General features: G+C 66.6%; 9 protein-coding genes. 7 read left to right on the forward strand and 2 right to left on the reverse strand.

The window, feature by feature from the left end; translation table 11 throughout:
* Positions 1-22 precede the first annotated feature (22 nt).
* Positions 23-3,886: an amino acid adenylation domain-containing protein gene (locus AB0M22_RS38245; protein WP_364737335.1), complete on the reverse strand. Its 3,864-nt coding sequence runs from the start codon at positions 3,884-3,886 to the stop codon at positions 23-25.
* Between the two features lie 253 nt (positions 3,887-4,139).
* On the opposite strand from AB0M22_RS38245, the gene AB0M22_RS38250 reads away from it, so the two are divergent.
* Genes AB0M22_RS38250 through AB0M22_RS38260 form a run of 3 tightly spaced genes read left to right on the forward strand, consistent with a single transcriptional unit; the run spans position 4,140 to position 6,777 of the window.
* Positions 4,140-5,219 (forward strand): GSCFA domain-containing protein, encoded by a 1,080-nt coding sequence (locus AB0M22_RS38250; protein WP_364737337.1) that lies wholly within the window; start codon positions 4,140-4,142, stop codon positions 5,217-5,219.
* Positions 5,182-5,877: a hypothetical protein gene (locus tag AB0M22_RS38255; RefSeq protein ID WP_364737339.1), complete on the forward strand. Its 696-nt coding sequence runs from the start codon at positions 5,182-5,184 to the stop codon at positions 5,875-5,877. Before AB0M22_RS38250 ends, AB0M22_RS38255 begins: the two co-directional genes overlap by 38 nt.
* A gap of 27 nt (positions 5,878-5,904) precedes the next feature.
* Positions 5,905-6,777, forward strand: coding sequence for a TauD/TfdA family dioxygenase (locus tag AB0M22_RS38260; RefSeq protein ID WP_364737341.1), 873 nt, complete (start codon positions 5,905-5,907; stop codon positions 6,775-6,777).
* Here the strand turns inward: AB0M22_RS38260 and AB0M22_RS38265 are convergent.
* Positions 6,752-7,327, reverse strand: a complete 576-nt coding sequence (locus AB0M22_RS38265; RefSeq protein ID WP_364737343.1) for a hypothetical protein — start codon at positions 7,325-7,327, stop codon at positions 6,752-6,754. The two genes, AB0M22_RS38260 and AB0M22_RS38265, sit on opposite strands and share 26 nt — an antisense overlap.
* A 393-nt stretch (positions 7,328-7,720) precedes the next feature.
* On the opposite strand from AB0M22_RS38265, the gene hppD reads away from it, so the two are divergent.
* Genes hppD through AB0M22_RS38285 form a run of 4 tightly spaced genes read left to right on the forward strand, consistent with a single transcriptional unit; the run spans position 7,721 to position 13,021 of the window.
* A complete protein-coding gene (hppD, locus tag AB0M22_RS38270; RefSeq protein ID WP_364737345.1) occupies positions 7,721-8,821 on the forward strand; it encodes a 4-hydroxyphenylpyruvate dioxygenase in 1,101 nt (366 codons plus the stop codon).
* Positions 8,818-9,921 (forward strand): alpha-hydroxy acid oxidase, encoded by a 1,104-nt coding sequence (locus AB0M22_RS38275; protein ID WP_364737347.1) that lies wholly within the window; start codon positions 8,818-8,820, stop codon positions 9,919-9,921. The genes hppD and AB0M22_RS38275 overlap by 4 nt, the downstream gene beginning before the upstream one ends.
* Positions 9,918-11,495 carry an aminotransferase class I/II-fold pyridoxal phosphate-dependent enzyme gene (locus AB0M22_RS38280; protein ID WP_364737349.1) on the forward strand — a complete coding sequence of 526 codons (1,578 nt, stop codon included), beginning with the start codon at positions 9,918-9,920 and terminating at the stop codon, positions 11,493-11,495. The genes AB0M22_RS38275 and AB0M22_RS38280 overlap by 4 nt, the downstream gene beginning before the upstream one ends.
* Positions 11,495-13,021: an AMP-binding protein gene (locus tag AB0M22_RS38285; RefSeq protein ID WP_364737505.1), complete on the forward strand. Its 1,527-nt coding sequence runs from the start codon at positions 11,495-11,497 to the stop codon at positions 13,019-13,021. Before AB0M22_RS38280 ends, AB0M22_RS38285 begins: the two co-directional genes overlap by 1 nt.
* Positions 13,022-13,343 lie beyond the last annotated feature (322 nt).

The raw sequence follows: 13,343 nt of genomic DNA on the forward strand, positions 1-13,343 counted from the left end.
GCAGCAGACGGATCAGCACCCATCACGACTCCATCACGGAAGCTGAAAGCTCAACCAGTTCAGCGACAATCAGCTCGGCCACCCGAGGCAGCTGATCACCTTCCAGCATCTCCCAGTGCCCACACTCCACCGGCACCACGGACAACCCGCCCTCGGCCCGCTCACGCCAGAACTCTGCCGCCGCCGCATATTCCGGCGTATCGGCCGATCCGGTCACGGCTTGCATGAAGACCACTCGCGCCGCCGACACCGGCGGCCGATAGCTGCACCCGGTCATCCGGTTGTGGTTGTAGATCCGCAGATACCGCTCGATCTGCGCATCATCGATGCCCGGGTACATGCCGTTGAACCGGACCAGCTTTTCCCGAAACTCTTCGGCCCCAACGGGTTCGATCGCCGCCGGATCTTCGGTGCCGTTCGTGTCGAGCAGAACCACGCTCACCTTGGCATGCCCCTGCGCCGTCAGCTGACGGCCCATCTCGTAGGCCACCAACCCGCCGTAGGACAGCCCGCACAGCACCACCGACTCCGCCGGATCCGGATCGATCAGCTTCAGATACCGCTCAGCCATCGCTTCCACGCTGGGCAGCGGCGTCTGTCCAGGATCGATCCCAGGCGACTGCATCCCCTGCACGGTCGTCGTCTCCGGCAGTGCCGCGGCAAGCGGCAGATAGCAGAAGGCGGTGCCGCCGGCCGGATGCACGCACACCACCCGCTGCCGTCCGGTGCCCAGGCGCAGATCGATGGCGGTGCTGTCCGGCGTGACGTCGACGTCCGCGCGCAGATGTGCCGCGAACGCCTCGATCGTCGGATACCGCAGGAGATCCGGCACCGGCACGGGCCGGCCGAACTCCGCGGCGATGGCGTCGGCCACCCGGATCGCCGAGATGGAGGTGCCGCCGACGTCGAAGAAGTTGTCGGTGATCCCGATGGTGGGATGCACCAGCACGCGCCGCCAGATCCGATACAGCGCCATCTCCACGTGTTCGCGCGGGCTGCTGGTATTCACCCGCGCCGCGTGCTCGGCACGGATCCGCTCCAGCAGCGCGGGCCGGTCCAGCTTTCCACTGCGGTTCAACGGAAACGGGTCGATCTCGGCGACGACGGCGGGAATCATGTAGTCCGGCAACAGCTCCGACAGCGCGGTTCGCCAGTCGTGCGCGGATCGCCCCGCGCCGCCCCCGGCGACGGCGGCGACCAGGCGCGGTTCCCCGTTCGGCGCGCGGTCGAGCAGCATCATCGCCTCGCGTCCGCCCGACACCGCGAGCAGCGCCGTCTCCACCTCCCGCGGCTCGATCCGGAACCCGCGAACCTTGACCTGATCGTCACTGCGACCGACGAATTCGCCGGTGCCGTCGTGCCGCCAGCGGGCCAGGTCGCCGGTGCGGTACATGCGCTCGCCGACCACCGTCGGATCGGCGACGAATCGTTCGGCGGTCAGATCGGGACGGTTCAGGTATCCGCGGGTCACGCCGGCCCCGGCGACGTAGACCTCGCCCACCACCCCGGCGGGCACCGGCCGCAGCCGCTGATCGAACACATACATGCGGGTGCCGGGCAGCGGGCGACCGATCGGACACGGTCGTTGCCGCGGTTCCGGATCGATGTGGGCCGAGCTGTAGACCGTGGTCTCGGTCGCCCCGTAGCCGTAGAGCACGCGCAGTCCGGGCAGCACCTCCCGCAGCCGCGCCAACGCGATCTCCGAGAGCGCCTCGACCCCGGACTTCACCTGCCGCAACGCCGATCCGGCCAACCGCTGATGCGGATCCTCATCGATCCATCGAACGAAGGCAGGGGGCAGAAAGGCCTGTTCGACCCGGTGCACCCGCAGCCAATCCAGCAGCTCCGCCGGATCACCCCGCAACTGCTCGGGCACCACGTGCAGAATCGCGCCGGTGGTCAACGGCAGCAACATCTCCTGCAGCGAGGCGTCGAAGCCGATGCTCGACCAGGCCGACGCCGGTGCGCCGGGCAGCGCACCGAAGCGCTGCAACCACTGGTCGAGCAGGTTGACCAGGCCGCGATGCGGCACCGCGATGCCTTTCGGCCTGCCCGTGGACCCCGAGGTGTACACGACATAGGCCAGGTTCGCCGCCGCGACCTCGACGCCGGGGAAGTCGTCGCGATCGGACTCCTGCTCGACCGCGGTCAGTTCAAGCCACCACGGCGGCCGGGTCTCGACGTCACTGAGCACCAGGGCCGGACCGGCGTCGGCGACCATGGCGGACAGCCGATCGGTCGGCTGGGCGGGGTCCAGCGGCAGATACGCCGCGCCCGCCTCGAAGATGGCGAGCATGCCGACCACGAGCGCCGACGACCGGCGCACATGCAGGCCGACCACCTGCTCGCGGCCGACGCCGCGGGCGATCAGGGCGTGCGCGAGCCGGTGCACCCGCCGCTGCAACGTGGCGTAGTCGAGCTGCTCCGTGCCGCACACGAGCGCGAGCTGATCCGGCCGTTCCCGCGCCTGTTCCTCGAATCTGCGGATGACGCCACCAGGAGCGAAGGGGATCGTCGGCTCACCGATGCTCCACTGCCCCAATACAGTTCGCCGCTCTTCGGGATCGAGCAGGGCCAGGTCCGCAACCGCGCGGCCCGGGTCCTCGACCATCTGTTCCAGTGCACGCAGCAGATAGCGGCCGTAGCGTTCGATGGTCGCCCGTTCGAACAGTGCTGTGGCGTATTCCAGCTCGACGACGAGACTGTCGTCCTCGTCTACCAATCCGAGCGCCAGATCGAATTTGACTGGCGCGTCGTCGATGTCGAGCGATTCGACCTCGACGCCGGACAGCTGCAGCCTCCCGCGCAGCGGGGGAAACTGCGCACACGCGGTCTGAAACACCGGCGTGTGCGCCGGGCTGCGGGGCGGATTGATCAGCTCCACCACCTGCTCGAACGGCAGGTCGACATGCTTGAGCGCACCCCGCAGCGCGCGATGCACCTGGCCGAGAAGCGTTGTCGTATTAGGTGATTCGGTCAAGGTGACCCGCACCGCGACAGTGTTGACGAAGAATCCGATCGCCTCGGACAGCTGCCCGCGCCCGCGGTTGGCCGTCGGCACCCCGACGACCAGGTCTGCCTGGCCACTCAGCCGGGACAGCAACACCGACCAAGCGGTCAGCACGGTGGCGTACAGGGTGGTGCCGTGGGCGTGGGCGAGCGCGCGCAGGCCGGTGGCGAGACGCTCGTCGAGCGCGCACCGGACCCGATCACCGCGATGGTCCTGTTCGGGCGGACGCGGTCGATCGGTCGGCAGCTCGAGCAGCGGCGGGGCGCCGGCCAGGGTACGCGCCCAGTAGGCGGCTTGGGCGGCGGGCTCGTCGCCGTCCAGCCATTGCCGCTGCCACCGGGCATGATCCGCGTATTGCTGGGGCAACGGCGGCAGGTCGGCTTCGACGCCGCGCAGCATCGCCGCGTACAACGTGCCGAGGTCGCGCAGCAGGATCGTCCTGGACGTGCCGTCGTAGACGATGTGGTGCACCGTGATCAGCAGTACCCGCCGATCCGGGGCCAGGACCGCCAGGTGGGCCCGGCCCAGCGGACCGCGCACCGGATCGAACGGTGCGCCGGCGTTGTGCAGGCGGAGTTCGGCCAGACGCGCTGCGGCGTCGGAAGATTCGGTCAGATCCACGATCTCCAGCGCGAAGCCGGTCTCGGGCGGATCGATCACCTGATGGATCGTGGCGTCGATCGGAACCAGGCGGGTGCGCAATGCGGCATGGCGGGCGGCCAGCGCGTCGAAGGCGCGGCGGAGGGCCTCGTGATCGACCGCGCCGCGTAGCTCGAACGCCACCGCCTCGTTGTAGGCCACGCTGGCCTGACCGTTCTCGGTGCGGATCCACAGTCGCTGCTGTCCGAAGGAAAGGGGGGCCTGCTCCAGGTTCATACGATCTACCAAACTCTTTCCAGCCGAGCCCAATTCGGGCCTGATCGACCGCCCACCAGCATCCGGCGGTGACCGTGTCCTGGATGCTCTCACGCCGAAAATCATTCGGGCATCACATAAAAATCAGTGACGATGTAAGACAGGGTTATTGCCTTGTTTTAGAGCAGTTTCCAATTATCAACTAGTGCACGGAGTTCGGATTCGATGGCTAGCATGGCCGTCCAGCACCACGTTCGACGACGGCGAGGCTTCGATGACCGAAACAACCGGGATGACCGCGGGCGCGCGAGTCGTGAATCCCTATCAGTCGCTGCCGGTGCGCGCATTCTGGCGTCCCGCCGTCGCCGAGCCCGACATATCCGCCATCACGGCGGTGTGGTCACCGAAATTCCCGCTCGGCCAGGATGATCCGATCATCACCGCGGGCTCCTGCTTCGCGGCCCAGCTCGGCCGGGCCCTGATCGACCACGGAATGCATTGGTTCGACGCCGAACCCGCCCCCGCGGGACTGACCCCCGACCAGCGCCGGCGCGCCCACTACGGCGAATTCTCCTTCCGCACCGGCACCATCTATACCGCTGCCGTGCTGCGGCAATGGCTGTCCTGGGCGTTCGGGTACTCGGTGCCGCCCGGGGATGCCTGGCAGGCGGACGGCCGGTTCTACGATCCGTACCGGCCCGCCGTCCAACCCGACGGATACGCCTCGGCGCAGGAAATGCTCGACGCCAGGGCGGTCACGCTCGCCGCGATCCGCGACGCGGTCACGTCAGCCAGTTGCTTCATCATCACCCTGGGACTGACCGAGACCTGGCGCGACAGTGTCCACGACACCACCTACCCGGCCTGTCCGGGGACCGTGCGCGGCACCTTCGATCCCCAGCGACATATATTCCGCAACAACACCTTTGCCGAGGTCTATACCGACCTGACCGAGGCGATCGCGCTGGCCCGCACGGCCAATCCGGGGCTGCGGATACTGCTCACCGTGTCCCCGCAGCCGATCACCGCCACCGCGACCGGCCAGCACGTGCTCGTCGCCAACGCGGACACCAAATCCCTGCTGCGCGCGGTCGCCGGGCAGGCCGCACGGGAATGCGACTACATCGACTATTTCCCGTCCTACGAACTGATCACCAGCCCGCCCTTCCGCAGCGTGTTCTACGCCCCGAACCTGCGCGCGGTGACACCGGAGGGTGTCGACTTCGTCATGGGCCATCTGCTGTCCGCCCTCGCAGGCCAAACCGTGAAACCGCAGCTCACCCGCACCGGCGCGCAGCTGACGGGAGGAGATGTCTGTGACGACGCCGTCCTCGACTACTACGCCCCCCGCTAGGTTTCTGCTGCTCGGGGATTCCCATGCCGGACCGATCGGCAAGGCCGCCGAGGCAGCCCGAATTCCGTTCCGGGGCGGGCCGATCGGTGCCGGGCGCGAATTCACGGACGACTTCTTCGAGCCCCGTGCCGACGATGTCGTCTTCGGCAAGCCGGAGGCCGAGCAGTACTACCGAAAGTTCGTCGGCGAGTTGGGCATTGCCGCGCTAGGCGAGCTGACCGTGCCGCTGGTGACGACGTTCGGCTTCGCCGCGCATTTCGTCGCCACCACCGAGAACTGGACGCTGTATCGGTTGCGCGACAATGCGTTCGAGCCGGGGTTCCTGGGCAGTGCGCTGTTCGACGCCATCGTCATGACCGTGGTACGCGACGCACTCGCCTTCTACCGGCACACTCGCGCCCTCGGCTTGCGGGTGCTGGCGGTGCTGCCGCCGCAGCGCGTGCCGCCGTTGTCGGATCCGGAGGTGTTCCTGGCCGCGCAGGAAAGCATCCGCCGCGCGGTCGACGCCCTCGACATCGAGGTGATCGATCTCCGCGCCCGCATCACCGACGCGAGCGGCTTCCAGCGCCGCGAACTGTGCCAGGCCGACGACGAAGTCCACGGCAATACCGCCTGGGGCCGGATCGTGCTGCGCGAGTTGCTCGACCGCGGGCTCTAGACCCAACCATCGCAATCAGGAGGATTTGTGCAGCGCTATGAACTAGAGGCCATCGAACGCATCACCACCCGAGCGCCGCGGACCTACCGCACCATCGAGGTCGAAACGCTGACCCCGATCATCGGCGCGCAGATCTCCGGCGTGGATCTGTCCCAGGAGTTGTCGGAAGAACAGCTCGGGGAGGTCAAGACCGCGTTCCTGGATCATCACGTGCTGGTTTTTCGCGATCAGGTCATCTCGGCCACGGATCACAAGCGCTTCGCGGGATACTTCGGCGAGCTGCGCCCGGTGAATCCGCCTCCGCCCGAGGGCGATCCGTACATCCTGGAGATCGCCACCTCGGCCGAGGCGGCGAATGTGGCGGGCAACGGCTGGCATGCCGACGGCACCGACAATCCCGAGCCCGCGCTCGGCTCGATGCTCTATCTGACGCAGGTCCCGGAGACGGTCAGCGGCGGCGACACGATGTTCGCGAACATGCATCTGGCCTACGAGATGCTCTCGCCGGCCATGCGGGAGTTCCTCGATGGACTCACGGCGATTCACGACGGCCACGTCGCGTTGAAGGATTTCGTCGCACCGCCGGGATATGTCATTCCGCGCAACGAACATCCGCTGGTGGTGCGCCATCCGGAGACCGACCGCAAGCTCCTCTACGTGAACCAGGGCTACACCGAATCCATCCCGCAACTCTCCGCCGACGAGAGCCGGGCGGTGCTCGACATGCTGTTCCGGATGGTGCCGGACCGGGCCCTGCTGAGTTGCCGTGTCCGCTGGTACCCGAACACCCTGGTGTTCTGGGACAACCGGTGCGTCCAGCACCACGCGACGTATGACTACTACCCGCATACCCGTTACGGCCAGCGGGTGGCGATCAATGGTGGTCCGTTGAAGGGGTGAGCGGCTCGGTACCCAGCCGGTCCCAGATCGACTGCAACCGTGCCGCATCGCCGCCGGCGCAGGCCAGTACCGCGGCGCGAAGACGGGCGGACGGGTAGGTCGCGGCGTAGGCGTGCAGGTCTCCGGTCGCGAAGGCGGCCGCCGTTGCCGCGGCATTGGCGACCGCGTTCGCCTCGGCGTGCACGCGGGCATTGGCGTCGGTGTTCATCTCGGCATAGCTGTCGCCGAATTGCCTGGCCTCCGTTGCGGAGTAGCCGTGCGCCGAGGCGTAGGCACTCGCGTCTGCCGACGCGGCGGCGTACGCCTGGGCATACGGGTAGGCATGCCGATAGATCTGCCGCAACGCAGGCTCCAGTGCCGCAGCCCAGTCTGTTTCGGCGATCGGTGCACCGGACGCAGCGCGAGTGTGCAACGCGCGCAGCGCTTCCTGGGCCTGTGCGGGCTCTCCCCATCGCGCACACGCCTCGATCAACAGCGGACCGAGTGTCTCGGCGTACAGCTTGTGCACCTCGAAAAGCGTTATCGTCCTGATGGACTCGCCAGTTGTCATGACCGACCTCCTCTGTACGAGCCGATGATCATAGTTCTCGATACCGATTCTCGACGTCGTCGCCGGAACCGACACCGGCGGCGCTCCAAGTTCGGCTGCCCCGGCAATCACAAGAACATCACATACACATCACTTTTATTGGCGGACATAACATTTGCCCAGCGTAGAGCCACCGGTGCAGGATTCGGATCCAGCAGCCGAATCCCGCGTGGTCACATAGCATGGGCCGACCAGCTGATCATCCAGGCGTAGCCGCAACCGGACGGCGCCACACTCCTCGAATTCACCGACCTGACCACCGAATTCGTCTACCGAGTCGGCAAGGAATCCTCGGTCCGTTCAGCCAGGAGCCAGCGCCGCGCTGACCTCCGCACCACTGCAAGGAGATACGTAATGGACGACACGTTGCCAGCGGCCCTGACCGGGCTGGCGGTAAACCATGTCGAATTCTATGTGGACGATCTCACCGCGCATACCGCGGAACTGGTTGACGGCTATGGCTTTACCGTCGCGGGCGTGACCGATCCGGCCCGCACGAGCGTGGACAGCGGTTCGGTGGCGCTGCGGCAGCGCGATATCACCGTCGTGCTGACCGAGGGCTACACCGGTGATCATCCGGCCACCGAGTACGTCGCCGTGCACGGGGCCGGTGTCGCCGATATCGCGCTGGTCACCGCCGACGCCCGAGCCGCCTTCGATGCCGCCGTCGCGCGCGGTGCTCGCCCGGTGCAGGAGCCGGTCGTGCGACCGGACACCGGCGCGGTGACCGCGACCATCGGCGCGTTCGGCGATGTGGTGCACACCTTCGTGCAGCACGGCCCGGACTCCGAACATCGCCTGCCCCCGGGCCTTCGAACCGTTCCGCCCCTCGAGCACTTCGACGCGGACTCCAGGCTGTCGACCCTGGACCATGTCGCCGTCTGCGTGGAAGCCGGTCGACTCGACTCGACCGTCGAGTTCTACCGGCAGGTGCTGGGCTTCCGCGCGATCTACGAGGAGCGCGTCGTCATCGGAGAGCAAGCGATGCTGTCGACGGTGGTGCAAAACGACTCCGGCACCGTCACTCTGGTGTTCGTCGCACCCGAGGGCGCGGACGCACCGGGGCAGGTCAACACCTTCCTGAGCGACCACGGCGGACCCGGCGTCCAGCATCTCGCCTTCAGCACCGACAACATCCTGACTTCCGTTGCCGCACTGCGCGATCGTGGCGTCGCCTGCCTCGAAACACCGGCCACGTACTACACGCTCTTGGTCGACCGTCTGGAGCCGGACGCCTACACCGTGCCCGAATTGCAAGCCTTGGACATCCTCGTCGACGAGGATCACGACGGGCAGCTCTTCCAGATCTTCACCCGTTCCACCCACCCGCGCGGCACCTACTTCGCCGAGATCATCCAGCGCCGGGGCGCACGAACCTTCGGTAGCGGCAACATCAAAGCGTTGTACACCGCCGTCGAACTCGACCACGCGAACCACCGCGCATCGACCCGATGACCGACGTAGCCTCGGCACACTCGATCGCCGGCCTCCGGCGCCTCGCCGAACAGCAACTGCCGACCCCGGTGTGGGACTTCATCGACGGCGGCAGCGGCGACGAGGTGACCCTCGCGGCCAACCGGACCGCCTTCGACGCAGTGCGGCTGGTCCCCCGCGTCCTGGTCGACGTGACCCAACCGGACTGTCGCACAACACTGTTCGAGCGCGATGTGTCCATGCCGGTCGCCGTGGCGCCGATGGCCTACCAGCGACTGCTGCATCCCGACGGCGAGCTGGCCGCCGCGCGGGCCGCCGCGACGGCCGGAATCCCGTTCACCGCAACCATGCTCAGCACCGTCGCGGTCGAGGAGATCGCCGAGACCGGCGCCGACACCTGGTTCCAGCTCTATTGGCTGCGCGATCGCGGTCTGATGCTCGACCTGCTGCATCGCGCCGAATACGCCGGATGTTCGGCGCTGATCCTCACGGTCGACGTCCCCGAGATGGGCCGCCGGCTCCGGGACATCCGCAACGGCTTCGCACTGCCCGACGACATCCGAGCGGTCCAGCTGCCCGAGGCGAGCACCCGGCTGGCGCACGCCGGATCGGCTGACAACTCCGCGGTGGCGGCGCACACCAGTGAACTCTTCGATCCCGGCCTGGACTGGGCGGGCCTGGAATGGCTGCGCTCGAACACCCGGTTGCCGATCATGCTCAAAGGGGTGCTCGACCCGCGCGATGCCGCGTTGGCGGTGGAGCACGGCGTCGATTCGATCGTCGTGTCCAATCACGGCGGCCGCCAGCTCGACGGCGCGATCCCGAGCATCGACGCGCTGCCCGACATCTGCGCGGCGGTCGGTGACCGGTGCAATGTGCTGCTGGACAGCGGGATTCGCAGCGGCACGGATGTACTCCGGGCGCTGGCGCTCGGCGCCCGCGCGGTCCTGATCGGCCGGCCGGTGCTGTGGGGGCTGGCCGTCGCCGGGGAGATCGGGGTCAGCGCGACGTTGTCGATACTGCGGGCGGAGTTGCACACCGCGCTGCGGCTCACCGGATGTCCCGATCTCGCCGCGGCGGCCGGGCTGCGTCATACCAAACCCGAGGTGTTGCCCCGATGACCGAACTCCGTCTCGACGACCTGCACCCGGTGTTGACCGACCCCGCGCTGGAAACGATGAACTTCCTCAACGAGGTGGTCAACCGGTTCCCCGATGCCGTGTCGTTCGCGCCCGGGCGGCCCTTCGAGGGGTTGTTCGAGATCGACGCGGTGCCACGCTATCTCGACACCTACTGCCGATATCTGCGAGAGCGGCGCGGCTTTTCCGAGGAACAGATCCGGCGAACGTTGTTCCAGTACGGGCGCACCAAAGGCATTGTGCACGAACTGATTACCGAACAGCTGCGGATCGACGAGAGTATCGACATCGATCCGGAGTCGATCGTCGTCACGGTCGGCTGTCAGGAAGCCATGGTTCTGGTGCTGCGCGCGCTGCGCGGCGACGAGCGGGATGTGGCGCTGGCGGTCGCGCCCACCTATGTCGGATTCACCGGGGCGGCCCGGCTGGTCGATATGCCGGTGCTGCCGGTGGCCAGTGGTGAGCACGGAGTCGATCTCGCCGATCTGCGCGCCCAGGTGCAGGCGGCAAAGTCGGCCGGGCAGCGACCGAGGGCGCTGTACCTGGTTCCCGATTTCTCCAATCCGACCGGGATCAGCCTCGATCTGGAGACCCGCCAGGAGCTGCTGAATGTAGCCGAGCAGCTTGATCTGCTTGTGCTGGAAGATAATCCGTACGGGCTGTTCCACGCGACCGACGCTGCGCACGTGCCCACGCTGAAGGCGCTGGATACGCGGAACCAGGTGGTCTATCTCGGATCGTTTGCCAAGACCGGTCTGCCCGGCGCTCGAGTGGGGTTCGTTGTCGCCGACCAACCGGTCACCGTGGGTGGGCAAGCTGCGGGGTTGTTCGCCGATCAGCTCGCCAAGATCAAGAGCATGCTGACGGTGAACACCTCGCCGATCGCGCAGGCGATCATCGGCGGCAAGCTGCTCGAAAACGACGGCAGCATGATTCGAGCGAATGCGGCGGAGATCCAGTTGTACCGCCGCAACCTGCACCACCTGCTGGACGGATTGACCGCGCGGTTCGCCGATTCCCCAGTGCGCTGGAATATCCCGCAGGGCGGCTTCTTCGTGGTCGTCGACGTCGGTTTTCCGGTCGACGACGAACTACTCGAACGGTCCGCCGAGCACTACGGGGTGCTGTGGACGCCCATGTGCCACTTCTACGCGCGCGACGTGGCGCTGAACCAGTTGCGGTTGTCCTGTAGCTCGCTCACCACCCAGCAGATCGATATCGGCCTGGACCGGCTCGCCGCCATGGTGCACGACCAGACCTCGAACATCGCTGTCTCCGATCGAAAGGATCCCCCTATGTCTTCGCCGAATGATCTGGCTGCGGAAAGCCGCGTGCGGAAGATATTTTCCGAGGTCCTGGAGATTGCCGATACGCAGATCGACGAGGGTGCGGACCTGTACGACGATCTGGCCGCGAATTCGCTCGACAAGGCGGAGATCCTGGCTCGGCTGGAGAAGGAGTTCGACATCCAGCTCGATCCCGAGCAGTCGGCCGCGATCATGAGCCTCGGTGCGGCGACCCGCGTGGTGCGTTCGTTCGAGGGGAATCGGTCGTGATGTCGGGGTCGGAGACAGTAGATCTGGTCGAATCCTTCGTCGGTAAGCATGTGGTCGCCGGCCACGGGGATCGAATTTCCTACCTCGACCCGGATCTCGGGAAGGTGACGTACCAGCAGCTCTATCACGCGGCCGGGCTGTTCGCCGGTCGGCTGACGGCGCGGGGAATCCGTTCCGGGTCGCGGTGTCTCGTGGTCGCCGATGATTCCGCGACCGCGGTCACCGCGATCATCGGATTGTGGTGGTACGGCTGCATTCCCGTGCCGGTCAGCCCGTATCTGACCGAGAAGGAAATCGGGTTCATCGCCGAGGACAGTGCCGCGGCGTTTGTCTACCTGGATGTGCCGTCGGGAAAGCGAGCGGGTCTCGCGGCCTTGCTGTCCGGGCTCGAACAGTTCGACAGCGCGCTGGTGGTGGATGACCTCGCGAAAGCGGCCGAGGGTCAGGTCGGTGAACTGCCGGCCTGTGCGCGGTCGTCGTTCAGCCAAGAAGCGTTGGTCCAATACACCTCGGGGAGCACTGGTCTCGCGAAGGGCGTTCTGCATTCCGCGGCGGCGCTGTTGGAGGTGTCGGCCGGGTTCGGGCAGATTCTCGCCCTCGGTCCGGCGGATACTGTTTTGTCCACGGCCAAGCTGTCATTCGGGTACGGCTTCGGAAATTCCATACTGCTGCCGTTGACCGCGGGTGCGTGCACGGTCCTTTTGCGCGGCGGTATCGACGCCTACGTCGTCGCGAGCGCCATCCGCACCCACCAGCCCACCGTCCTGTGTTCGGTGCCGCGAATCTATGCGGCGCTCCCCCGCATCTTCGGCAATGGCGAGACGAGCAATCACGCTCTGCGGCTTGCTATTACGGCCGGCGAACGCTGTCCTGCGGAGCTGATCGAATCCACCGAACGACTGCTCGGAGTCCCCGTGCTCAATGGGCTCGGCGCGACCGAAGCCCTGCACATCGTGGTCGCCACCTCCGAACACTCCGAACCCGGAGCAACGGGCTGCGCGGTTCCGGGTGCGATCGCCACGGTCCGTGGCGATGACGGACAGGTCCTCGCGCACGGCACCGAGGGCAGACTGCACATCGCAGGCCCCACCGTCGCCATCGGCTACCTGAATCGACCGGACGCCGAACAACGAACCTTCGCCGACGGCGGCATCTACACCGGCGACATCGCCCAGATATCCAGCACAGGCTCGGTCCACTACCTCGCCCGCACCGACGACATGCTGAACCTCGGCGGCCACAAGGTAGCCCCCGGCGAAATAGAAACCGTCATCCAAACCATCCCCGGCGTAGCCGACTGCGCCGTAGTCGCCGGCCGCAACGCAGACGGACTAGACGAAGCAATCGCCTACATAGTCCCCGCCGACCCCGACTCCACCGACCTACGCAGCGCCATAACAACCGCCCTACGCACCAACCTGGCCCCCTTCAAGCGCCCCAACCGAATAGAAATAGTAGACGCCTTCCCTACCACCTCCACCGGCAAACTAGCCCGCTTCCAACTCCGAACAAATGCCGCCCTCTGATTTCCCCATGCTCGACCGAGCGGGAATCAACTACCCGGGACAACAATGAGCAGAGAAAGGACTCGCTCAGGGTCGCTGAGATATACATAACCTTCACGGTGACCGAACATCGCCATCAACTCGGCCAAGCTGTCCCGCTCGGCCGGGCTGATCGCGATCTGCCGCTTAACCAAGTTCGCACACAGACCGTCGACCAGTTCCCCCATTCCCCGACATCACTGTATGTCCGGTACTGGGCAAGCGTCTCCGGCTCAAGCCGATCCGCCAACTGGTCCTCGACTCGTCGCAGAATCCAAGGCAGCTCGTAGCGCCTCGGACAACT

The sequence above is a fragment of the Nocardia sp. NPDC051756 genome (assembly GCF_040681495.1).
GTDB lineage: Bacteria > Actinomycetota > Actinomycetes > Mycobacteriales > Mycobacteriaceae > Nocardia.